The 21,673-nt window shown below is 72.8% G+C and carries 18 protein-coding genes; 6 read left to right on the top strand and 12 right to left on the bottom strand.

Translation table 11 applies throughout. From position 1 onward, the window contains the following. Positions 1 to 22 precede the first annotated feature (22 nt). The 8 genes from J5X75_RS00550 to J5X75_RS00585 form a co-directional block, all read right to left on the bottom strand. Positions 23 to 718 carry a hypothetical protein gene (locus J5X75_RS00550; RefSeq protein ID WP_208465660.1) on the bottom strand — a complete coding sequence of 232 codons (696 nt, stop codon included), beginning with the start codon at positions 716 to 718 and terminating at the stop codon, positions 23 to 25. A 223-nt stretch (positions 719 to 941) separates the two neighbouring features. Next, positions 942 to 1,718 carry a hypothetical protein gene (locus J5X75_RS00555; protein ID WP_208465126.1) on the bottom strand — a complete coding sequence of 259 codons (777 nt, stop codon included), beginning with the start codon at positions 1,716 to 1,718 and terminating at the stop codon, positions 942 to 944. Further along, positions 1,715 to 2,395 (bottom strand): sigma-70 family RNA polymerase sigma factor, encoded by a 681-nt coding sequence (locus tag J5X75_RS00560; RefSeq protein ID WP_208465127.1) that lies wholly within the window; start codon positions 2,393 to 2,395, stop codon positions 1,715 to 1,717. The genes J5X75_RS00555 and J5X75_RS00560 overlap by 4 nt, the downstream gene beginning before the upstream one ends. 600 nt (positions 2,396 to 2,995) lie before the next feature. Then, entirely contained in the window at positions 2,996 to 3,967 is a 972-nt protein-coding gene (locus J5X75_RS00565) for a hypothetical protein (protein ID WP_208465128.1), read from the bottom strand. Continuing rightward, positions 3,964 to 6,456 (bottom strand): AAA family ATPase, encoded by a 2,493-nt coding sequence (locus tag J5X75_RS00570; RefSeq protein ID WP_208465129.1) that lies wholly within the window; start codon positions 6,454 to 6,456, stop codon positions 3,964 to 3,966. The genes J5X75_RS00565 and J5X75_RS00570 overlap by 4 nt, the downstream gene beginning before the upstream one ends. Further along, positions 6,453 to 7,607, bottom strand: coding sequence for an exonuclease SbcCD subunit D (locus J5X75_RS00575; RefSeq protein ID WP_208465130.1), 1,155 nt, complete (start codon positions 7,605 to 7,607; stop codon positions 6,453 to 6,455). The genes J5X75_RS00570 and J5X75_RS00575 overlap by 4 nt, the downstream gene beginning before the upstream one ends. A 21-nt stretch (positions 7,608 to 7,628) precedes the next feature. Next, positions 7,629 to 9,374 (bottom strand): ATP-binding protein, encoded by a 1,746-nt coding sequence (locus J5X75_RS00580; RefSeq protein ID WP_208465131.1) that lies wholly within the window; start codon positions 9,372 to 9,374, stop codon positions 7,629 to 7,631. Positions 9,375 to 9,471: 97 nt separating this feature from the next. Continuing rightward, positions 9,472 to 10,167, bottom strand: a complete 696-nt coding sequence (locus J5X75_RS00585; protein WP_307797875.1) for a pyrimidine reductase family protein — start codon at positions 10,165 to 10,167, stop codon at positions 9,472 to 9,474. Positions 10,168 to 10,484: 317 nt separating this feature from the next. Between J5X75_RS00585 and J5X75_RS00590 the strand changes: the two genes are divergently transcribed. Further along, complete coding sequence (locus J5X75_RS00590; RefSeq protein WP_208465132.1) at positions 10,485 to 11,195, top strand: ACT domain-containing protein; 711 nt, start codon at positions 10,485 to 10,487, stop codon at positions 11,193 to 11,195. Positions 11,196 to 11,282: 87 nt separating this feature from the next. Then, complete coding sequence (locus tag J5X75_RS00595) at positions 11,283 to 12,311, top strand: GNAT family N-acetyltransferase (protein ID WP_208465134.1); 1,029 nt, start codon at positions 11,283 to 11,285, stop codon at positions 12,309 to 12,311. On the opposite strand, the gene bsaP is transcribed toward J5X75_RS00595, so the two are convergent. Then, positions 12,308 to 12,484 (bottom strand): biotin synthase auxiliary protein BsaP, encoded by a 177-nt coding sequence (gene bsaP, locus J5X75_RS46530; protein ID WP_443607005.1) that lies wholly within the window; start codon positions 12,482 to 12,484, stop codon positions 12,308 to 12,310. The two genes, J5X75_RS00595 and bsaP, sit on opposite strands and share 4 nt — an antisense overlap. Further along, positions 12,484 to 13,479, bottom strand: a complete 996-nt coding sequence (gene bioB / locus J5X75_RS00600) for a biotin synthase BioB (protein WP_208465135.1) — start codon at positions 13,477 to 13,479, stop codon at positions 12,484 to 12,486. The genes bsaP and bioB overlap by 1 nt, the downstream gene beginning before the upstream one ends. Before the next feature lie 84 nt (positions 13,480 to 13,563). Here bioB and J5X75_RS00605 point away from each other — a divergent pair, with 84 nt between their 5' ends. The 3 genes from J5X75_RS00605 to J5X75_RS00615 all read left to right on the top strand — a co-directional run bounded on the left by J5X75_RS00605 (position 13,564) and on the right by J5X75_RS00615 (position 16,642). Further along, complete coding sequence (locus J5X75_RS00605) at positions 13,564 to 14,697, top strand: 8-amino-7-oxononanoate synthase (RefSeq protein ID WP_208465136.1); 1,134 nt, start codon at positions 13,564 to 13,566, stop codon at positions 14,695 to 14,697. Positions 14,698 to 15,074: 377 nt separating this feature from the next. After that, a complete protein-coding gene (gene bioD / locus J5X75_RS00610) occupies positions 15,075 to 15,830 on the top strand; it encodes a dethiobiotin synthase (protein WP_208465663.1) in 756 nt (251 codons plus the stop codon). Between the two features lie 56 nt (positions 15,831 to 15,886). After that, positions 15,887 to 16,642: an ROK family protein gene (locus tag J5X75_RS00615; protein WP_188119290.1), complete on the top strand. Its 756-nt coding sequence runs from the start codon at positions 15,887 to 15,889 to the stop codon at positions 16,640 to 16,642. On the opposite strand, the gene J5X75_RS00620 is transcribed toward J5X75_RS00615, so the two are convergent. Then, positions 16,639 to 17,268, bottom strand: coding sequence for a class I SAM-dependent methyltransferase (locus J5X75_RS00620; RefSeq protein ID WP_208465137.1), 630 nt, complete (start codon positions 17,266 to 17,268; stop codon positions 16,639 to 16,641). The genes J5X75_RS00615 and J5X75_RS00620 overlap by 4 nt on opposite strands. 78 nt (positions 17,269 to 17,346) lie before the next feature. Here J5X75_RS00620 and J5X75_RS00625 point away from each other — a divergent pair, with 78 nt between their 5' ends. Next, positions 17,347 to 20,376, top strand: coding sequence for a putative bifunctional diguanylate cyclase/phosphodiesterase (locus tag J5X75_RS00625; RefSeq protein WP_208465138.1), 3,030 nt, complete (start codon positions 17,347 to 17,349; stop codon positions 20,374 to 20,376). A gap of 420 nt (positions 20,377 to 20,796) precedes the next feature. Here J5X75_RS00625 and J5X75_RS00630 read toward each other — a convergent pair whose 3' ends face one another. Further along, on the bottom strand, positions 20,797 to 21,144 hold the full coding sequence (locus J5X75_RS00630) for a histone-like nucleoid-structuring protein Lsr2 (protein WP_208465139.1): 348 nt from the start codon (positions 21,142 to 21,144) through the stop codon (positions 20,797 to 20,799). Positions 21,145 to 21,673: the final 529 nt, after the last annotated feature.

Raw genomic sequence — 21,673 nt, forward strand, 5'->3', positions numbered from 1 at the left:
CCAATGCCTCTTCTCTGCCAGATCAGTAGCTGTAGTCGCCGCCGGACTCGCCACTGCCGGCCTCGCCGGAGGTGTCGTCGGACGGCGGAGCGACCGGCTTCGACACGGCCGGCAGGCAGGTCAGGTTCTTGGTGCCGGTGGGCGTGATGACGAACCAGGTGCCACTGACGTTCTGGCCCTTCCACTGACCGGGCTTCTTGTCGCCGATGTAGCGGTAGAGCGGCCAGCCCTTGAGGGTGAGCTGCTTGGTGCCGTCGGCCCGGGTGACCGTCCCGACCAGGGACTTGTCGACGCCCTTGAGGGTCGGCTCCCCGTCGTTCGTGACCGCCGGCGGCCAGATCTTGGCGCAGTCGCCGTTGCAGTTCGACTTCGCCGGGTCGTCGGAGTCCTTGTCGAAGCGGTAGAGCACGAAGCCGTCCTCGTCCTGAACGGTGCTGCCCATCCGGGCCACCTTCGTCGCGTTCAGTTCGGTGGTGGCCACCTCGTCGCTGATCTCCGGGGTGTTCGCCTCGCCACCGCCGGCCGGGTCGGCCGGCGCGGTCGCCTCGGCGGTGGGATCGGCCGCGGCGACGGCTTCACCGGTCGCGCCCGGCGAGGCCTGGACGTCGTTGGAGGCCGGCTCGGCCGCGTTCCCGTAGTCGGCGGCGCCCGCGTCGAATCCGGCCGGGGCACAACCGGGCAGGGTGATCACCGCCGCCAGCGCCGCACCGACGACCATCAACTTTCGCTTCTCCGGTACCACGAGCCCTCCCGGCTGATTCATGGCTCTGCCATTTCCGGGCAGTAGTACGGAGAGGGTGCGGAGTCGGTTGAACATTCGGGTGGATCAAATCAATGATTTTTCGGTTGAACCTTCCGGCCCGGCCGTACGTAAAGAGATGACCCGGCGCACGAAAAAGGCCCGGCCGCGTGGGCGACCGGACCTTTTCGTGGTCGTACGGTTACGGAACGCGAACCAGCGTCTCGCCGGCCCCGGTCGAGGTGATCTCCTGGACCTGGACGTGCGCGATCTTGTCCCGCGGGGTGGCGGTGACCGCCTGGAGCATCAGCGGGGTCGGGTTGGCCGCCGTGCCCCAGCCGGTCTCGGTGACCGTCCAGTCGGCGACCTTCTCGGCCGTGCCGTCGGTGCGCACCACGAAGAGGGCACACGTCTTCGGCCCGCTGATGTTGGCGACCGCGAAGGAGACCTGGGTGCCCCAGTCCTTCTTCAGCAGGCCGACCGCGGCGGCCACGTTGGTCCGGTTGTCGGTGCCACTGTAGTTGTCGCCGGGCAGCTTGGTGCCACCGATGGCCACCCCGTCGGCACTCGGCAGCTGGTCCAGCTGGCTGGCGCCGCCCTGGGCGCCGGTCTCGGTCGTGCCCGCCTGGTCCGGCGCGAGCCACTTGCCGCCGGCGAACAGCGCGCCGATGGACAGCATGGCGAAGACCACCACGGCGGCGGCCAGCGAGTAGAGCCGGCGGCTGTTGGCCCGCTGCCGCTCCGCGCCGACCTCGCGCATCATGCGGTTCAGGACCGCACCGTCGCGCTCGGCCCGCTCGGCGGCCACGAACGCCTCCGCGTCGACGGTCGCGAGGACGTCCGCCACCTGGACGAACGACTCCAGCTCGTACGCGCACTGCGCGCAGTCGATCAGGTGGTCCTCGAACTGGGCGGCATCGCGGTCGTCGAGGATGCCGAGGGCGTACGAGGCGACGTCGTAGTGCTGCTCCTGCGTCATTCCGTCACCCCCCGCTGCTGCAACGCGGTACGCAGCGCGCGCAGCGCGTAGTACACCCGTGACTTGGCCGTGCCCAGCGGAAGGTTCAGCGCCTCGGCGGCTTCCGGCACGGTACGGCCGCGGAAGTACGTCTCGATCAGGATCTCCCGGTGCGAGTGGCTCAACTGCCGGAGCGCGTCCGACACGGTCATCGACTGCAGGACCTTGTCGGTCTCGTCGGACGTGGTCGGGAAACTCTCCAGCTCCCGATCGTACGTCTCCGCGGGGCGCGCGTTGGCGCTGCGATGCTCGTCGATGGCGATCCGCCGGGCCACGGTGACCAGCCAGGGACGCAGCGACTGCTGGCCCTGGGCGCCGAGCCGGTGCGCGTTGCGCCAGGCCCGGAGCAGGGTCTCCTGCACGATGTCCTCGGCGCGCTGCCGGTCACCGCCGGTCAGCCGCAGGACGAACATCAGCAGCGGGCCCGCGTGCTCTTCGTAGAGTGTCCGCACGAGGGTGTCCTCGTGGCTGGGAGAACTGCTCGAAGCGGCCTCGTGCCGCGGCCCCTGCCGCGGGATCACCGTGCCCTGGTCCCGGTGGTTGCCACCGTCCAGCGCCTGCCACCGACCACCGGAGTGTTGCCGTGCCATCACGCGCACCCTCTCCGGCGCGAGCCGTTCCTCGACCACCGCATGCATCGATACCTCCGCCCGGACCCTTCCCCGTCGCCTGAGATACGGCCGGGGAGCCCTGCCGGGATCAAAGCCGGGGCGAGAATTTCCGGGACACTCGGTCTCAACGGTCCTCCGCTGCGTTCGTGGTCGAGACGGCGCACCCGTCGCCGATCACCCTCCGTATTGATCAACGCCGATTGGGACGCCAGGTAAGCCGGAATGATACTCAGTGACATTCGACCCTGGACATGTCCCTGAGAATAATTCTCGGAGGCGTGGAGAGAGCCTGAACTCGCAGCGTGAACAGGCGATTCCACTGCGTTGTCACAGGTGCGTAATGTGCGGCTAATAGGGGCACCGGCGAGCCGATCGGGGGATGCCGGAATGCCACACGGACCCTTTCGGGCGACACCCGTGCGGGAGCGCTCCCAATTTTCGATCCCCCTGATCGGGCGGTAGAACGTGCCCGAATTCGCACGCCACGCGACAGCCGGTCACCGACCTCGGCGGCGAGCGCCGGTGCCGGCGGGGCGAACCCCGCTCCGGCGCCCGGATCAATGTCCCACTCAGTGAGACGCTGGGATCGGTTCTGAGACCGCGCGCCCAGCAGGTGGGCACGGCCCCTCAGAACGCCCGTGCCGAGTCGCGGGCCAGCGCGCGGTGCAGCACCCGGGCATCGCCGAGCATGCCCCGCAGACGGCGCTCCAGGCCCGCGATCGGCACCAGGTTCTGGGGCGCCCGGGGATCCTTGTACGCCGACGAGGCGAACCGCGGCAGCGTCGCGAGCGACACCTCGGCCAGTTCGATCGCCTGCTCCGGGGACAGCTCGGGCGAACACTCCACGCGGACGATCCCGGACCACGGCGCGCCCGACGACCCGGGCAACCTCAAATACCACGACCAGCCGCCCCAGACCGTGCCGATCTGGAAGACCGGGGTCCGCTGGCCGGGCCGCAGCCGGGGCACGATCGCCTCCTGCGCGGCCGGCAGATAGTGCTTCTGCTGGGTTTTCACGTACCCGATGGTGCGGGGCAGCTGCCGCCGGTTGCGCAGCGGACCGTCCACGATCAACAGATCGGTCCCGTCCGAGCCGCTGTCCCGCGCGGCCGACGAGATCTCGATCTCCAGCGCGGTGAGCGGCCCCTGCACGGCGGCCGGCAGTTTGCTGGCCTCGCCGGGGCCGCTGACCCGGTGCACCTCGTAGCGCACCGTCCCGGCGCGGACGTCGCCGAGCGACGGGCTGGCGGTGAACAGGCCCCGGCTCACCCGGGCGACGGCCAGCTCGGCCGCCCCGCGGGCCAGGTCGCAGCGCACCACGCCGGCCGCGAACGAGGCGGCCAGCCCGGCGTACGAGGTGCCGTCGTCCTCCGCCGTCCACACCTGGGCGTCGTTGCGCCGCACCCCGTCGACCAGGAACACCACGTCCGGCACCCGGGCGCCGGCCGACACGTCGATCGGCGCCCACTCGGCGGCCGGCACCTCGACCTCGACGTCCACCTGGGCGCTGCTGGACGACCCCGGCCCGTCGCCGCCCTCGCCTCCCTCGAACGACGCGCCGTAGGACGGGTCCCACGCGTCGACGAACACTCTGGTCACAGGCCGACCCTCTCGACATGGGCGGTACGCGCGTCCTTGCGCACCTCGAACCGGACCGGCACCCGCTCGGCCAGCGCGTGCACGTGGGTCACCAGGCCGACCATCCGGTCGCCGCGGGCCGCCAGGTTCTCCAGGGTCGCGGCGACCACGTCGAGCGTGGCCGCGTCCAGCGTGCCGAAGCCCTCGTCCAGGACGATCGACTCCAGGCTGGCCGCCGTGGTGCTCATCCCGGCGAGCTGCTCGGAGAGGGCCAGCGCCAGGGCCAGCGAGGCCTGGAACGTCTCGCCGCCGGAGAGCGTCCGCACGCCGCGCCGCAGCCCCGCGTCGTGGTGGTCCACGACGTAGAACTCGCCCTTCTCGTGCATCAGCTCGTACTGGCCGCCGGTGAGCTCCCGCAGGATCCGGGAGGCGCCGTCGACCAGCAGGTCGAGGGCCTCCTCCAGCAGCCAGCGCTCGAAGTTGTTGGCCCGCAGGTGCCCGGACAGCGACTTCGCCACCCGGCTCTCCCGCTGCAGCGCACCCCGCTGCTCGGCGGCGGCCCGGGCCTGCTCACGCCGTTCGGTGGCCCGCTCCCACGCCGCGCCGGCCCGCTCCGCCGCCACCGCGGCGGCCCGGATCAGCCCCGATTCCCCCACCTGCCCGGCCGGCGCCGTCGCCCCGGCCGCGGTGAACAGCTCCACGATCGACTCGTGCACCCGGACCGTCGAGGCGCGGGCGGCCTGGACGGCCACCTCCGCCTCCTCCCGGGCGGCCCGCCGCCGACCGTGCTCGGCGGCCGCCCAGTCGACCAGGGCCCGCCAGGCGCCCGCCAGGTCGTCCCGGTCGGCCGGCGGCGGCACGAAGCGGGCCAGGCCGTCGCGGGTCGCGTCGAACCGCTGCCAGACCGCCCGCTGCTGCTCCTCCGCCGTCCGGACCAGCGCCTGGGCCCTCCGGTGCCCGTCCCGGGCGGCGCGGACCGCGGTGGCCGCGTCCTCCAGGCGCCGTTGCAGCTCGCCCAGCTCGGCCAGCCGCTGCTGGAGCGCCTCCACCCCGGGCAGGCCCTCCACCGCCCGGCGCACCTCGGCCAGGCGGGTCAGGTGATGCTCGTACTGGCCGCGCTTGCGCTCCAGATCGTTCGCCACGTTGCGGGCCACCGCGTCCCGCTCACGCCACCGGGCGGTCGCCTTCTCCGCCTCCTCCTTGGCGGCGTTGCCGGCCGCCTCGGCGATCCGCACCGCCGACTCCCCGGGCACCTCCGGCACCTCGGTCACCGTCTGCTCGCAGACCGGGCAGGCGTCGCCGGAGGTCAGGTGGCCGCGCAGGGCGGCCGCCCGGTCCCGCTGCTGGGCGTCCCGGTAGTCCTGCCGGGCCTGCTCCAGAAGCTGCTGGGCGCCGACGTGGTGGGCGTGCGCCAGATCGGCGGCGGCGACCGCGTCCCGGTGCTCGACCTCGGCGACCGACACCTTGCCGGCGAACCACTCCTCCTGCTCGATCAGGCGGGCCAGCTCGGTGTGCCGGTCGAGGGCCACCCGCAGGCGGCCCGGATCGCCGGCCGCGGCCAGCTCGCCGCGGATCTTCTCCTCCGCCTCCTCGGCGGCGTGCACCTCGTCGGCCGCACGGGTGGCGGCCTCGCGGGCCGCGGCGATCGCGCCGGACACCTCGGTCAGACCGTCCGGCACCCGGACCGCGCCCAGAGCGGCCAGCTCGGCGTCGAGCGCGTCCCGCGCCCCGGCGGCGGCGGTCTCCGCCTCCCGGGCGGTCCGCAGCCCCGGCACGGCCGCCTCCACGGCGGCGGTCAGCTCCCGCATCCGCGCGAGCTCCGCGGCGGCCGCCTCGACCGAGGCGTCGGTGGCGTCCTCCAGGGTGCCGAGCTGCTGCTCGACCACGGTCAGCTTCGCCTCCGCGGCACGGCCCCGCTCGGTCGCCTTGACCTGCACCTCCTCGTAGACGTGCAGGCCCAGCAGGTTGACCAGGATCTGCTGGCGGGTGGCCGGCTTGGCGTGCAGGAAGTCGGCGAACTGGCCCTGCGGCAGCACCACACAGCTGGTGAACTGCTCGTACGGCAGGCCGACCGCCTCCAGCACCGCGGCGTCCATCTCGGCCGGGGTGCCGGCCAGCACCTCACCGAGGTCGGCCAGGTCCATGCCGGTGTCGAGCTTGGTGACGTCGAAGCCGGGCGGCATCAGCTGCAGCCCGGCTCCCGCCGTCTTCACGTTGCCCCGGCCGTCCCGCCGGACCACCCGGGTCGCCACGAACCGGTTGTTCGCCGACTCGAAGACCAGTCGCACCCGGGCCTCGGCCGCCGACGGGGCCAGCGCGTTGCCGATGCCCCGGACGCCGCCCCACCGGGGAACCGTGCCGTAGAGGGCGAAACAGATCGCGTCCAGCACCGTCGACTTGCCCGAACCGGTCGGGCCGACCAGGGCGAAGTAGTCGGCGTCGGTGAAGTCCACGGTGGTCTGGTCACGGAACACCGTGAATCCGGCCATGTCCAGCCTTAATGGCCTCATTGGTTGCTGCTCACCTCGTCGTACAGCTGGTCGAAGAGCTCGCGGACGCCCTCCTCGGCGTTGCCGCGACTGTCCAGGTAGTCGCCGAACAGCTCACGTGGGGAACGGCCGGCCCGCTCCGCCGACCGCGCCCCCGACCGGCTCGGCAGCATGTCCGGGTCGATGCGCACCTCCAGCGCGTTGGGCAGCAGCTCCTGCACGTCCTCCCGGAGGCCGGGCCGTGGCGCCTCCCGGACCAGGACACGCAACCAGGCGTCCGGAAGGTTCACCGTGGCGAGCTGCTCCAGGGTGCCGCGCACGGTCCGTAGGGTGAGCGCCGAGGTGACCGGCACGTCCCGGACCTGGGCCGCCTTGTCGCAGGAGACGTCGACGACCGCCACCGAGCAGACGTTCTCCTCCTCGCCGAAGTCGACGGCGAGCGGGCTGCCCGAATAGCGGGTGGGGCACGGTGAGATCACCGACTGGGTCCGGTGCAGGTGACCGAGCGCGACGTAGTGCGCGTTCGGCGGGAAGACCGTGGCCGGCACCGCGTAACCCATCACGGTGTGCGCCTCACGCTCGCCGCCGCCGGTGCTCGCCCCGACGATCGTCAGGTGGGCGGTCAGCAGGTTGACCACGCCCGGCTCGGCGAACGGCTCACTGAGCTTGGCGATCAGCCGGGCCACCAGGTCCGCGTAGGTCTGGTTGGCCTCGGCGGCGGTCAGGTCGTACATCTCGGCGGCGCGGATCGCGTACCGCTGGGAGAGGAACGGCAGGGCGACCAGCCGCCACCGCTCACCGCCCTCGGTGACGCCCTCGATCAGAAGATCGTTCAGATCACCTTGGGGGTACGACCCGCGCAGCTCGATCCCGGCGGCGTCGGCCCACGGGCGCAGCGCGTCGAGAGCCGCCCCGTTGTCGTGGTTGCCGCCGATCGCCACCACCCGGGCGCCGGTCCGGCGCAGGGCGGAGAGCGCGCGGGTCACCAGCTTGGTGGCGTCAGCCGTCGGCGCCGCCGTGTCGTAGAGATCGCCCGCCACGATCACCAGGTCGGGTTTCTCGGCCTGGGCGATCTCGATCACCTGGGCGAGCACCCGGCGATGCTCGTCACGACGGTCGCGGCCCTTGAGAACCTTCCCGACGTGCCAGTCGGAGGTGTGCAGGATGCGCATCGCTGAACCCTAGTCCGATCCCTAGAACGGAATGTCGTCGTCGGCCCCTGGTCGCCCGCCTATCACCGCGAACGGGTCGGCGCCCTGTACGATCGACCGCAACGTCTCGGCCGGCGGCGGCCCCGACTCCGACTTGCGGGTGGCCCACGCCGGGAACGGGAACTCGACGCAGAGCGGGACCGGGATGTCCGGCTGGTTGACGAACATCGTGCCGGGCCGGGCCAGCAGGGCGCGCTGGCGCATGGCCGGGGGCAGGAAACCGTACTCCGGGCGGGACGCCTCGGCCGGATCGAGCCGGCCCACCACCCGGATCGCCGAGTTCGTCACGATCCGCCGCTCCACCTCGCTCGCGGTCTGCTGGGCGCCGATCAGGATCACGCCGAGCGAGCGGCCACGCTCGGCGATGTCGAGCAGCACCTCCTTGATCGGGGAGGAGCCCTCGCGAGGGGCGTACTTGTTCAGCTCGTCGAGGACCACGAAGAGCAGCGGGCGGCCGGTGCCGGCCTTCTCCTTCTCCTCGAACTCGGTCTTCAGCGTCACGCCGACCACGAACCGCTGTGCCCGGTCCGGCAGGTTGTGCAGGTCGACCACGGTGACCTGGGCGCTGTCCGCGGTCTTGATCTGGTGCGGGCGGCGCTGCGCCAGGTCGCCGCGGATCAGCCGGGACAGGTCCCGCTTGCTGCCGATCAGCCGGCGGGCGAAGGCGTTGACCGTGCCCATGTTGACCGCGCTGCCGGCCCAGGTCGAGCGGGTCTCGTCGTCGGTGAGCTGCTCGACGACGTGGTCCACGAGATCCTGGTACGAGCTGATCCGCTGCCCGTCGATGCTGATGCCGCCCTCCGCCGGGACCGCGTACCGGGCCAGGTGGGCGGTGACCGAGTGGACCACCATCGTGTACTGCTGGCGCTCGTCGTCGGCGTCGGCGAACACGTACGGAAGGAGCTTCTTCTCGCAGAACTCGGCCAGCGTCCAGTAGAACGCGTCGACACCGGTGAGGCGGCTGGCCACGTCCGGCGCTCCGGACGAGTCGCCGGCGCGCGGCGGGGCGTAGACCCGGACGTCCGGGAACGGCGCGGCGGGCAGACCGAGAAGCGCGTACGCCGAGCGGGTCGCGTCGTCCAGCTTCGTGTTCGGATGGTCCAGGAAGAGCAGGTCCTCACCCTTGACGTTGAAGATCAGCGCCCGCGCGTTCGTCCCGTCGGCGCCCAGCTGACCGGACCGGAACACCGAGTAGAGCAGGAACGTGGCGAAACTGGTCTTGGTGGCCACGCCGGAGATGCCGGAGATCGACACGTGCGCGCCGCGGGTGCCGTCGAGGAAGTCGGCGTTCAGGAAGACCGGGACCCCGTCACGCCCGGTGCCCATCGGGACCCGCCGCTCCATCCGGTCGAAGTGCAGCGCGGCGTCGCGGGCGTCGCCGCTGGCCCGGTGCACCACCGCGCCGGGGGCGGGCGGGACGTAGAGCTCCGGGTCGACGCGGGTGGTGGTGATCTCGGCGGCCTCCTGCACCATCGCGGGCAGGGTGCCGTCGGCGATGGCGAACACGTCCGAGTCGAACTGGGCCCCCTCGTGCCGGGCGCGCACCTGGGTGACCACCCCGGCGATCGTCACCGGCTCGCGGTCCGGCAGGTCACGGCGGGTCACCACGACGTCGTCGAGCTGGAGGTAGCTGCCGGGGGTCACGGCCGTCCAGAACTGCAGGGGGGTGGCGTCCGCGGTGCCCAGCACGCGGCCGACGGAGGAAGTTTCGTCAGACACGTCGATCATCGTGCCTCAGCGGTACGACAAAATGCCCGCGCCCTCGGCTGTCCACAACTTGTGGGGTCCATCCACCGAGTTATGCACAAGATCTTGATTCCACGAATCAGGCGCTCCGGGCGTACCTCAGAAAAAGCATGTCCCCGTGGACGAGCGCGTGCCGCAGCGACATCCGCCGAGGCGGCGACGGCGGTCCGTGCGCGATGCGGCCCGCCGGGCCGCCGACCAGCAACGGAGCGACCGTGAGACACAGCTCGTCGACCAGATCGGCGGCGATCATCGCGCCCAGCAGCCCCGGCCCGCCCTCGCAGAGCACCTGGGTCGCGCCGCGCTCGTGCAGCAGCCGCAGCCCGGCCGCGAGGTCGACCTCGGTGTCACCCGTGGGGATGATTTCGGCGACCGCGCGGACCGGCGAATCGGGGGCGGCCCGGTGGGTCAGCACGATCGGCGGAATCGGGGCGTCCGAGAAGACCAACTGCGCGGGGTCCAGGTCGAGGGAGCCGGAGACGATCACCATGAGCGGGAACTCGGGCAGCCCGTGCGCGACCCGCCAGGCCCGCGCGGACGGGGTCAGCCGCAGGGCGTCGTAGCCCTCGGCGCGGATCGTGCCGGCCGCCACCACGAGGGCGTCGCAGACCATCCGCAGGGTGTCGAAGACCTCCTTGTCACCGGGCCCTTGCAGGCCGGCGGAGAGTCCGTCGACGGTGACCGCGCCGTCGGCGCTGGCGATGAAGTTCACCCGGAGGACCGGCCGCCCGGCACGCGGATAGTGGGCGACGAGCGCCGCGGGGTCGAGATTCACGGACCGGGCGGACCGGTGACCGGCGGGGTCGGCTCGGGCTCGCGGTGCTGGCAGTCGCACCACGAACCGCCGCGGCAGTCGTCGTGCCGCCGCTGCCGGCAGGCTGCGCAGATCATGTGCCGACCCTACGGCACTGTCCGACACCCGACCGGCGCGGTTCTCCGAACATCGCGAACTCCTACTCTGACGTTGTGATTCCGGACATAAAGCTGCAGCTTGACGGCCGGGACACGGCCGTGCAACGGGTCCGAAACGCCGAATGTGCAAGGTGTTGATCGCAGGACGGCGCCACCGGCCGTCGCGACGGGAGGAGTTTCATGTTGCTGCGGGTTCGAGTCACTCTGCCGGACCGTCCCGGCGCTCTGGGCCAGGTCGCGCGCACCCTCGGGGTGGCCGGCGCGGACATCGTCCAGGTGGTGGTGCTGGAACGGCTCGGCGGCCGCGCCGTCGACGACTTCACCGTGGTGTGGCCGGGCGCCACCCGCGTCGAGCGCCTCCTCGCCGGTCTCGCCGCGATCCCCGGTGTGCAGGTCGACGGCGTGTGGAAGGCGATAGGAGCCCCGGTCAACGGCGGCCACGACGCCGAACTGCTCGCCCAGGTCGCGGCGAACCCGGTGGACGGCCTGGCCACCCTGGTCGACGCGGTGCCCGGCCTGCTGGCCGCCGACTGGGCCGCGGCCGCCGTGGTGCCGGCCGACTGGGCGGCCCGCAGCGGCGCCGGCGGCGGCAGCGAGCCGCGGTCGGTCTACGCGAGCTGGCGTGCCCCGTCCCCGCTGCACCTGCCCGAGGTCACCCCGCTGCGGGCCCGGCCGATGGCCGAGCCGGGCGGCGCACGGTACGCGGTGGCACCCTTCGGCCGGGCCGGGCTGGTTCTGGTCGTCGCCCGTGCCGACGACGAGGACCTGCCCGCCGCCGCCTTCCACGTGACCGAGGTGGACCGGGTCGCCCAGTTGGTGAGGGCCGCCGCGGTCATCCTCGGCGACCGTCTGGACGCCGTCGGCGCGCCCGCCGGAGCCACCCCGGTGTGATGCTCCTGACCCGGTAACCCCTGGTGAAGGCAATATTCGCGCAACAACGCCGGTGCACTCTTGAGGGCGGAGGAAAGGAGTGCCCGCATGGCGTTGTGGCGGATCAGGGCCACGGTCGACGACCGTCCCGGCTACCTCTCGGTGCTGACCGCGAGCCTGGCTCTGCGGTCGGTGAACATTCTCGCCGTCCAGGTGCACACCACCGAGGAGGGCGCGGTCGACGACTTCCTGGTGGACGCGCCGGACACGCTCACCGAGGCCGACCTGATGGCGGCGGTGGTCAAGGGCCGCGGGCGGGACGCGTTCGTCGGCCGGGCCGAGGCGGAGGGCCTGGCCGACCAGCCGACCCGCGGCCTGGCGCTGGCCGGGCGCCTGGTGCACGAGCCGGATTCCCTCGGCGAGTCCCTGGTCGCCCTGCTGGACGCCACCGACGTGCGCTGGCGGCCGGCGTCCGCCTCCGACGGGCCCGGCTTCCACGGCGGCCGGATGACGCTGATCGACCCGGCCGGCGGCTGCCTGGAGGTGCTCCGGGCGCTGCCCGCCTTCACCCCGGCCGAGTTCGCCCGGGCGCAGGCGCTGGTCGAGGTCGCCGCCTCGGTCCACCGGTTGCAGCGGGAGCAGGTTTCCCTGCTCCTGCCGGACGGCTCCGAGCTGGTGCTCCGCCCGGCCGGGCCGGACGATCTGCCCGCCGTCCGCGACCTGCACGAGGAGTGCTCGCCGGCCACGCTGCGCCACCGCTACCCGGGCGGGGTCCCCGGTGAGGCCCGGCTGCGCCGCCTCCTGGAGCCGTCCCGCGGGGTCACCCTGCTGGCGGTGGCGCCGGGCGGGTCGGTGGCGGCGATGGCGACCCTGCTCGTCGAGGGCGACCTCGGTGAGGCCACCGTCCTGGTGGAGGACGACTGGCAGCGCCGCGGCCTGGGCACCGTCCTGCTGCGCCGGCTACGCGCGCACGCCGAGCGGGCCGGCCTCGGCGCGGTGGTGGCGCACACTCCGAGCGACAACGTGGCGATGCTGCGCACGCTGCGGCGGCTCGGGGCGCACGCCGTCGAGCGCGACGGCGCGATGGTCAGCGTCACGATGCCGGCCGCCCGGGAGACTCCGGCGCCGTCGGCCTAGCCCGTGCGGAGGCCGTGCTCCACACAGGTGGCGGTCCAGCCGGTGGGGACGACCTGCACCTTCATCCGGCGGCGGCACTCCGGGCAGAAACGCGGCGGTTCCAGCGCACGAGCCGCCGCGCAAGCCATGTGATCACCGTCGGCCGCCGGCAGCCCGCACCGGTCGCAGAACATCAGAACGTCGCCGACAGGGACTTGACCGGCATCTTCAGGTCGGCCAGCAGCTCCAGGTCGGCGGTCGCCGGGCGGCCCAGCGTGGTGAGGTAGTTGCCGACGATCACCGCGTTGATGCCGCCGAGCAGGCCGTCCCGGGTGCCCAGGTCGCCGAGGGTGATCTCCCGGCCCCCGGCGTACCGGAGGATGGTCTTGGGCATCGCCAGCCGGAAGGCGGCGATCGCGCGCAGCGCGTCCTTGCCGTCCACCACCGGCCGGTCGCCCAGCGGGGTGCCGGGCCGCGGGTTCAGGAAGTTCAGCGGCACCTCGTGCGGGTCCAGCTCGGCGAGCTGGGCGGCGAACTCGGCGCGCTGCTCGACGGTCTCGCCCAGCCCGAGGATGCCGCCGCAGCAGACCTCCATGCCGGATTCGCGAACCATCCTCAGCGTCTCCCACCGCTCCTCCCACGAATGGGTGGTCACCACGTTGGGGAAGTAGGACCGGCAGGTCTCCAGATTGTGGTTGTAGCGGTGCACGCCCATGTCCACCAGGTCGTCGACCTGCTCCTGGCTGAGCATGCCGAGGCTGGCGGCGACCTGGATGTCGACCGCCTCCCGGATGGCCGCGACGCCGGCGCGCATCTGCTCCATGAGCCGCTTGTCCGGCCCGCGGACGGCGGCCACGATGCAGAACTCGCTCGCGCCGGTGGCGGCGGTCTGCTTCGCGGCCTCCACCAGGGAGGGAATGTCCAGCCAGACGGACCGGACGGGGGACGCGAACAGGCCCGACTGGGAGCAGAAGTGGCAGTCCTCGGGACAGCCGCCGGTCTTCAGCGAGACGATGCCCTCGACCTCGACCTCGGGGCCGCACCACTTCATCCGGACGTCGTGGGCCAACTGCAGCAACTCCGGCAGCGCCTCGTCGGGGAGGCGCAGAATCTCCAGAATGTCCGCCTCGGCCAAGCCGGAACCTTCGTCGAGCACCCGGGCCCTGGCCCGGTCGAGGATGTCAGACATGCCCGTACCCTACAGAGTTCACAGCCCGGTAGGACTGTCGGTGCTGGGTGATAGTTTCCCATTCTCGTGATCACTGGGGGTGTCTTGGCGGACTGGTTGGAGGCGCTGGACAGCCTGGCCCGCGAGCGGGCCAAGGCGGGGCTCACCCGTCAGTTGCGGCCGCGGGCCGCCGGCGACACCGTCGTCGATCTGGCCGGCAACGACTATCTCGGCCTCTCCGCCCACCCCCGGGTGATCGCCGCGGCGCGGCAGACCCTCGAGGGGTACGGCCTCGGCGCCACCGGTTCCCGACTGGTCCGTGGCTCCACCGGCCCGCACACCGAGCTGGAGGAGGCGCTGGCCGGCTGGCTGGGCGCCGAGTCCACCCTGCTCTTCTCCTCCGGCTATCTGGCCAACCTGGCCGTGGTCCGGGCCGTCGGCGCGGTCTGCGACCTGGTCGTGTCGGACGCCTACAACCACGCCTCCCTGATCGACGGCTGCCGGATCTCCGGTCTGCCGGTGCGGGTGTCGCCGCACAACGACCCGGCCGCCGTCGCCGCGATCCTCGAAGCGCATCCGGGCCGGGCCGCCGTGGTGACCGAATCCGTCTTCTCGGTCGACGGCGATCTCGCCCCGCTCGCCGCCCTGCACGAGGTGACCGCGGCCCACGGCGCGCTGCTGATCGTCGACGACGCGCACGCCCTCGGCCTGCTCGGGCCGTCCGGCGCGGGCGGGGTCGCGGCCGCCGGGCTGGCCGGCGCGCCCGATGTGATCGTCACGGCGACACTCTCCAAATCGCTCGGCGGCGCCGGTGGCGTGGTGGCCGGGCCGGCGGCGTTCGTCCGCCACCTGGTCGACACGGGCCGCAGCTTCATCTACGACACGGCGCCGCCACCGGCCGTGGTGGCCGGGGTGCTGGCCGCCGTCGGCATCGCCCGGGAGGCCGACGACCGCCGGGCCGTGCTGTTCGAGCGCGGCGCCCGGATCGCGGCCCGGCTCCGGGAGGCCGGGCTGACCGCCCGCGATCCGGCGGCCGGGGTGCTCTCGGTGCCGGCGCCCGGGCCGGAGGCCGCCGTGGCGTGGGCCGCCGACTGCCGCGACCGTGGGGTCGCGGTCGGCTGCTTCCGGCCACCGTCGACACCGGACGGCAGCTCGCGCCTGCGGCTGACCGTGAACGCGGGCGTCCCCGAGACGGACTTCGCCCGAGCCCTGACCGTGATCCTGGAGTGCGCACCATGACCGCCGACCCCCCTCAGGCGTCCCGTCCCACCCACCTCACGCTGGTCCCCCCGCACCGCGGTGGCGGCCACGGCCTGCCGGTCGCCACCGGTCCGGCCCGGCGGACGGTGACGACGGCCCCGGACCCGTTGCAGGCACACGGCGGCGGGCACGCGGCCGCCGTACCCTCTCCGGTCGTGAGCGTGACCCCGGCCGAACCCGCCGGTGAACCGGAGGCCGAGCCCCCCGCCCAGCCCGCGGAGCCCGCCACCGAACCCCCCGCCCAGCCCGCCGGGGCCCCCGCCTCACCCGCCGAGCCTCCCGCCCGGCCCGCGGAGGCCCCCGCCTCACCCGCCGAGCCTCTCGCCCAGCCCGCGGAGGCCGCCTCGGCCGAGCCGGTGGAGGCGGCGCGGCCGAGCCGGGCCGACAGCGACGAGTGGCGCGGCATCGTGCTGGTCACCGGCACCGACACCGAGGTCGGCAAGACCATCGCCACCGCCGCGATGGCCGCCGCCGCCCAGGCCGCCGGTCTTCGCGTGGCCGTGATCAAACCCGGTCAGACCGGCATCGCCACCGGCATGCCCACCGACGCCGAGGTGGTGACCCGCCTGGCCGGTCCGGAAACCGTGCGCACCCTGTCCGAGTTCCCGGAACCGCTCGCCCCGCTGGCCGCCGCCAAGGTGGCCGGGCTGCCCCCGCTGGACCTGTTCGACGTGGTCGACGCGATCCGGGCCGAGGCGGAGAAACACGACCTGGTGCTGGTCGAGGGCGCCGGCGGCCTCCTGGTGCCGATGGGCGTGCGCCCGTCCGGGGAGGCGTGGACGTTCGCCGACCTGGCCACCACGCTGGGCTGCGGGATGATCGTGGTGGCCCGCGCCGGGCTCGGCACGCTGAACCACACGGCCCTCACGCTGGAGGCGCTGAACCGTCGCGCCGTCCCGGCCCGGGTGATCCTCGGCGCCTGGCCGGCCGAGCCCGAGCTGGTCCACTGGGCCAACCTGGGCGAGCTGGTCCCGCACCTGGTGGGCGCCCTGCCGGCGGGCGCCGGATCGATGGACCCCGGCGTCTTCCGCCGGTCCGCGCCCGGCTGGCTCACCCCCGCGCTGTACGGCGTTCTGGACAACTGGCGCGTCTGGGCGGAGGAGGCGGGCTGACCGGACACCCGGCACAATCACCACCGGGGGAGGTGTCACGCATGCACACTGGCCGGGTGGCATTCACCTTGACGATCGACTGCGGCGGTGGCGGGATCAAGGGCTCGGTCCTCGACGAGGCCGGGACCATGCGGGCACACCCCATCCGGGTGCCCACCCCCTATCCCCTGTCGCCCGACCTGTTCGTCAAGACGCTCGTCGATCTGGGCCACCAGCTGCCGAACGCGGATCGCGTCACGGTCGGCATGCCCGGGATGATCCGGCACGGCGTGGTGGTGGCCACACCGCACTACGTGACCCGCAGCGGCCCGCGGACCCGGGTGGATCCGGAACTGTTCGAGGCGTGGCGGGGGTTCGACGCGCGGACCGCCCTGGCCGAGGCGTTCGGGCTGCCCACGCTGGTGCTCAACGACGCCGAGGTGCACGGCTGCGGGGTCGTCGCGGGCACCGGCTGCGAGCTGGTCCTGACCCTCGGCACCGGGCTGGGCTGTGCCCTCTTCGACGGTGGTGAGCTGGCCCCGCACCTGGAGATGTCACAGGCCCCGGTGCGGTGGGGGATGTCCTACGACACGTACATCGGCGAGCACGAGCGCCGCCGCCTCGGTGACGCGCTCTGGTCCCGCCGGGTCCGCAACGTGGTGGAGGGGCTGCGCCCGGTCTTCCTGTGGGACCGGGTCTACCTGGGCGGCGGCAACTCCCGCCTGATCACGCCCGCACAGCTGGCCCGGATGGGCGACGACGTGGTGGTGGTGCCGAACACGGCGGGCATCGTCGGCGGCGTCCGCGCCTGGACGCTGGGCCAGGTCGCCTAGGTGGTGACCTGCCAGACGGTGGTTCGGCGGATCGGGACACTCTCCAGGTCCTCGACCACCGGGACGTCGTACTCGGCGCGGCGGATCAGGCCCTCCGGCAGGTAGGCGCGGCCCGGATCGCCGACCAGGACCAGCGAACCACGGGCGGCGGCGCGGCGCAGGAACGGCAGGACCCGGCCGGCCATCTCCCGGCTGTAGAAGACGTCGCCGGCCAGCACGACGCCGTACCGGTCGTCGCTGTCCAACAGGTCGGCCTCGACGGTCTCCACCGGCATGCCGTTGGCCTCGGCGTTGGCCCGCGCGGCGGCCAGCGACAGCGGATCGATGTCGTTGGCCACGACCGGGCGCGCGCCGGCCCGCGCCGCGGCCACCGCGACCAGGCCGGAGCCGGTGGCCAGGTCGAGGACACTGCGCCCGGCGACCAGGTCGGGCTCGTCCAGGATGTGCCGGGCCAGCGCCTGCCCGCCGGCCCAGGCGAACGCCCAGAACGGCGGTGGCTGCGGCGTGCCGGCCGCCTCGGTCGCCTCCCAGAGGGCGATCGAGTCCTCGGCTTGGTAGAGCGAGACCTCGGGGACGAACGGGACCGGCGCCAGGACCGTGTGGGCGTGGACGAACTCCAGAAGCACCCTCCGATTGTGCCGTTGCCGCTCAGAGGCGCGGCGACCGGGCCGATCAGGACAGGGGAGAACGTCGGAGGGAGCGGGATGCCGACACGGTGGCCGGCCACCATCTTCGGCGCCTGGATGGTGGTCCTCGCCGTGGCCTTCGGGCTGCAGCCGGACCTGCGGGCTCCGCTCCAACTGATCGCCGGGATCTCGGCGGTGGCGGCGCTGACCCTCGGCATCCGCCGCAGCCAACCGGACGACGTACGCCCGTGGTGGGTCCTGGCCGGCGCGGTCGGCCTGTCCGCGCTCGGTGGCGCGGCCGTCGGCGCCCCCGCCTTCCTCACCGACCGGCTGCCCTGGCTGGAACCGGCCGGCACGGCCCTCCTGCTGATCGGCTACACGGCCCTGGCGGTGGCGCTGGCCGGCTTCGTGGACCGGCGAACCAGCTCGTCGCGGGACCTGGCCGGACTGCTCGACGCGCTCATGGTCACCTCCGGCGTGGCGCTGCTGATCTGGACCTTCGTGGTCGGCCCGCGGCTGGAGGGCTCGGTCGCGACCGGCTGGACCGAGATCGCCATGCCGGTCGCCGACCTGCTCTGCCTGGGCCTGCTGGTCCGGCTGGCGACCATGCCCGGCCGTCTGGTGGCGCCCGGCTACATCCTGGGCGCCGGGGTGGTGGCGCTGCTCGCCGCCCACGTGGCCCGGGGTTCCGGGTACGGGAATCTGGCCCTCTACACGGCGGCCGGCCTGGCGGCGCTGATCCCGTCGATGGCGGAGCTGACCCGTCCGGCCGAGTCGCCGCCCACCGAGACGAGTCATGGCCGGCTGGCGCTGCTCGGGGTGGCCGCCATGGTGGCCCCGACCGTGCTGCTGGTGAAGATGTTCCGGGACGGCGAGTTCGCCGGCCTGACCGTGGTGGCCGCGCTGAGCGCGCTGATGATGGCGCTGGTGCTGGCCCGGATGGCCGGGATCATGGCGAACCACCGGAAGGCGATGTCCCGGGAACAGGCGCTGCGGGAGGCGTCCGCGGCCCTGGTGTCGGCCGCCGAGGTGGAGGCGGTGGGCCGGGCCGTACGCACCGCGGTGGCCCAGCTCATCCCCGGTGACGTGCCGCACGGCGTGGTCCTGGCGATCGCGATCGCGCAGGCCGAGCCGCAGTCGCCGGAGGCGGTGGCGCAGGCCGCCGTGGACCGGGCCACCGGCACCGCCGCGCGCCTGGTCACCACCCGGGACGTGGACTGGGCGGTGGCGGTACGCCTCACCCAGTTCACCAGGACCCTGCGCTGCCCCATGGTGCTCAAGGACCGGCCGGCCGGCGACCCGCTGGTCGGCGTCCTGCACGTGGGCGCCCCGACCTGGGCGCTGCTGGAGTTGCAGCGGTCGGTCGAGGTGCTGGCCGGGCAGGTGGCGCTGGCCCTGGAACGGATCGCCCTCGGGCACGAGGTGACCCGGCAGAACAGCGAACGGTACTTCCGGACCCTGGTCCAGAACACCGCCGACGTGATCACGATCGTCGACGAGCAGGACCGGATCCGGTACGCCAGCCCGTCCGCGATCGGCGTCTTCGGTGGTGACCCGACCGGCTACCTCCTGTCCGAGGTGATCCACCCCGGCGAGCAGGACCGGCTGGGCGAGCTGCTGACCGCGGTCCGCAGCGGTCAGCAGCTGGACGAGCAGCCGGACTTCCGGGCGCGCGGCAACCGCAGCACCGAGGTGCTGCTCGAACTGCAATGCCGGGACCTGCGGGCCGACCCGACGGTGTCCGCCCTGGTCATCACGATGCGGGACGTGACCGAGCAGCGGCGCCTCCAGAACGAGCTGACCCATCAGGCGTTCCACGACGCGATGACCGGTCTGGCGAACCGGGTGCTGTTCAACGACCGGCTGCGGCACGCGGCGGCCCGCAGCGCCCGGGACGGCTCGGTGATCGGCGTGCTCTTCATCGACCTGGACGACTTCAAGATCGTGAACGACACCCTCGGGCACGCGGTCGGCGACCAGCTGCTGATCGCGGTGGCGCACCGGATCGCCGGGGCGTTGCGGGCCGACGACACCGCGGCCCGGCTCGGTGGCGACGAGTTCGCCGCCCTGGTGGAGAACGTCAACGACCCGGGCGCCGTGGAGGAGACCGCCAACCGGATCTTCACGGCCCTGGCCGAGCCGATCGCCACCGACGCCAAGCCCCTGTACGCGGCGGCCAGCATCGGCATCACCACCACCCCCGAGGGCAACGACGCCGACGAGCTGCTGCGCCAGGCCGACCTGGCCCTGTACGTGGCCAAGGGCGCCGGAAAGAACCAGTGGCGCCGCTACCAGGCGCACCTGCACGACGAGATGGTGCAGCGTCTGGAGCTGCGGTCGGCGCTGGACCACGCCGTCAACGAGGGCCACTTCCTGCTGCACTACCAGCCGATCGTGGACCTGCCCAGCGGTACGGCGGTCGGGTTCGAGGCGCTGGTCCGCTGGCACCACCCGAAGCGCGGGGTCGTCACGCCGGAGGAGTTCATCGAGGTCGCCGAGGAGAGCGGGCTGATCCTGCCGATGGGCCGCTGGGTGCTGGAGGAGGCGCTGCGCACGGTCGCCGAGTGGCGCCGCATCCTGCCGGCCGACCAGGCCCCGTACGTCAGCGTCAACGTCTCGGTCCGGCAGTTCCGCGAGTCCGGGTTCGTCGAACAGGTCCGGGCCGCGCTCACCCACACCGGCGTGCCGCCGCACGGGCTGATGCTGGAGATCACCGAGACCCTGCTGGTGAAGGACGACGAACGGATCTGGACCGATCTGGGCGCGCTGCGGGAGATGGGCGTGAGGATCGCCATCGACGACTTCGGCACCGGCTACTCGTCGCTCGGCTACCTGCGCCAGCGCCCGATCGACATCATCAAGATCGACAAGACGTTCATCGACGACATGGTCTCGAGCCCGCAGCCGATGGCTCTGGTCAGCGGCATCGTGAGCCTGGCGCACTCGCTCGGCCTCACGGTGATCGCCGAGGGCATCGAGAGCCCCACCCACCGCGAGGTGCTGATCCGCCTCGGCTGCCCGCTCGGCCAGGGCTACCTGTTCTCCAGCCCGCTCGGCCCCACCGAGGTTCTGGCCTGGCTGCGCGGCACCCAGCAGATAGCCGTCTGATCGGTACGGGCGCCGCACACCGGCCACGCGTGGAATCCTCGGCCATTTCCCGGGCGGGCGCTTTCCCGTACGGATGGGCCGGCCCCCGTTTTCCGGTCTCCGCCCGCCACCGGATACCCTTTCCGGCCCGCCCGGCCGGCCCCCGGCGAAGGCTCGGCGGGTTCCCCCCGGCCACGGTTACGTCGGTCCGGTACCGTCTCATTCCCACCGGTTAACGGACCTTTAGGGGCCCGCCTTTCCCCGCCGTCGTGCACCGCTTTCCCCGGTCGGCGGCCGGATCGTTCCCGGGTACCGGAACCGGAATGGCGCCGATCGCGCCGGTTATCGAAGGCGGCCGCTGAGGTCAGAGCGGGTCCGGACCGTCCACAGGAGACGGAACGGCGCCGCCCGGAAACCCGGACGGCGCCGCCGCGGAGCGCTCTAGCGCTTGTTGTGGTACGCCTCGACCACGTTGCTCGGGATCCGGCCACGCTCGGAGACCGGGTAGCCGTTCTTGTTCGCCCACTCACGAATAGCCTGGTTCTGGTCCCGGCTGGAACGGCTCGACACGGCCGCGACAGCCCGCCGGGCAGTGGCCGGAGTGCTGCCGTTGCGACCCAGACGGGTGGCCGCGGAGAGGAACGGCTCCAAGGCTTTACGCAGCTTACCGGCGTTCTTCTCGGAGAGGTCGATGGTGTAGTTGACCCCGTCGAGACCGAATTCGACGGTGCGGTCGGCTTCACCCCCGTCGAGGTCGTCGGTCAGAACGGTAATTATCTGCTTGGCCATGGTTGTTCGCTCCTACAGCGACGTCATTAGGCTGACGCCCGCCCCCGTACTGGCCGCGAATGGTCGTCATCGCATTCATTCTGTCGTCCGGGTGGCGGCTAGTGCAAATTGCCCGTTCTGGCATGTCGCAATTGCCGGGCTCATCGGACGTCGGCCGCGAGGGCTTTTCAGACCTGTGAATATGCGGTAACGTTCGCGGTGGGAGCGCTCCCACGTCGCCGTCCCCCGCGATGGCCCGCAGACCCGAGCCGCCTCGTCGCCGATCCTCCGGTGCCGGGGCGGTTCGCCGTTCCCCGGTCCATGATCCGGCCCATCCTGCCACGCGATCTCATCGCGCGCCGCCCTCCCACACGCCCCGCACCTCGCCCGGCAGGAAACCCGGCCGCACGCTCTCCGGCCCGTCACCGCCACACCCTCCGCCGCCGCGCCCGCACGCTTCCCCGAACCGTCACCACCACACCGGGCACGCCGCCCAACTCCGCCGCCACCGCGTCCGCACGGCGCCCCAGATCGCCACCGCCAAACCGAG

The sequence above is a fragment of the Actinoplanes flavus genome, from assembly GCF_017592555.1.
Classification (GTDB): domain Bacteria; phylum Actinomycetota; class Actinomycetes; order Mycobacteriales; family Micromonosporaceae; genus Actinoplanes; species Actinoplanes flavus.

Excerpts from the sequence above, each read along its gene's own strand:
- J5X75_RS00570 (WP_208465129.1), bottom strand. The coding sequence starts at position 6,456 with ATGAGGCCATTAAGGCTGGACATGGCCGGATTCACGGTGTTCCGTGAC.
- J5X75_RS00575 (WP_208465130.1), bottom strand. The coding sequence starts at position 7,607 with ATGCGCATCCTGCACACCTCCGACTGGCACGTCGGGAAGGTTCTCAAG.
- J5X75_RS00555 (WP_208465126.1), bottom strand. The coding sequence starts at position 1,718 with ATGACGCAGGAGCAGCACTACGACGTCGCCTCGTACGCCCTCGGCATC.
- J5X75_RS00580 (WP_208465131.1), bottom strand. The coding sequence starts at position 9,374 with ATGATCGACGTGTCTGACGAAACTTCCTCCGTCGGCCGCGTGCTGGGC.
- J5X75_RS00560 (WP_208465127.1), bottom strand. The coding sequence starts at position 2,395 with ATGCATGCGGTGGTCGAGGAACGGCTCGCGCCGGAGAGGGTGCGCGTG.
- bioB (WP_208465135.1), bottom strand. The coding sequence starts at position 13,479 with ATGTCTGACATCCTCGACCGGGCCAGGGCCCGGGTGCTCGACGAAGGT.
- J5X75_RS00590 (WP_208465132.1), top strand. The coding sequence starts at position 10,485 with ATGTTGCTGCGGGTTCGAGTCACTCTGCCGGACCGTCCCGGCGCTCTG.
- bsaP (WP_443607005.1), bottom strand. The coding sequence starts at position 12,484 with ATGTTCTGCGACCGGTGCGGGCTGCCGGCGGCCGACGGTGATCACATG.
- J5X75_RS00625 (WP_208465138.1), top strand. The coding sequence starts at position 17,347 with ATGCCGACACGGTGGCCGGCCACCATCTTCGGCGCCTGGATGGTGGTC.
- J5X75_RS00630 (WP_208465139.1), bottom strand. The coding sequence starts at position 21,144 with ATGGCCAAGCAGATAATTACCGTTCTGACCGACGACCTCGACGGGGGT.
- J5X75_RS00595 (WP_208465134.1), top strand. The coding sequence starts at position 11,283 with ATGGCGTTGTGGCGGATCAGGGCCACGGTCGACGACCGTCCCGGCTAC.
- J5X75_RS00550 (WP_208465660.1), bottom strand. The coding sequence starts at position 718 with ATGGTCGTCGGTGCGGCGCTGGCGGCGGTGATCACCCTGCCCGGTTGT.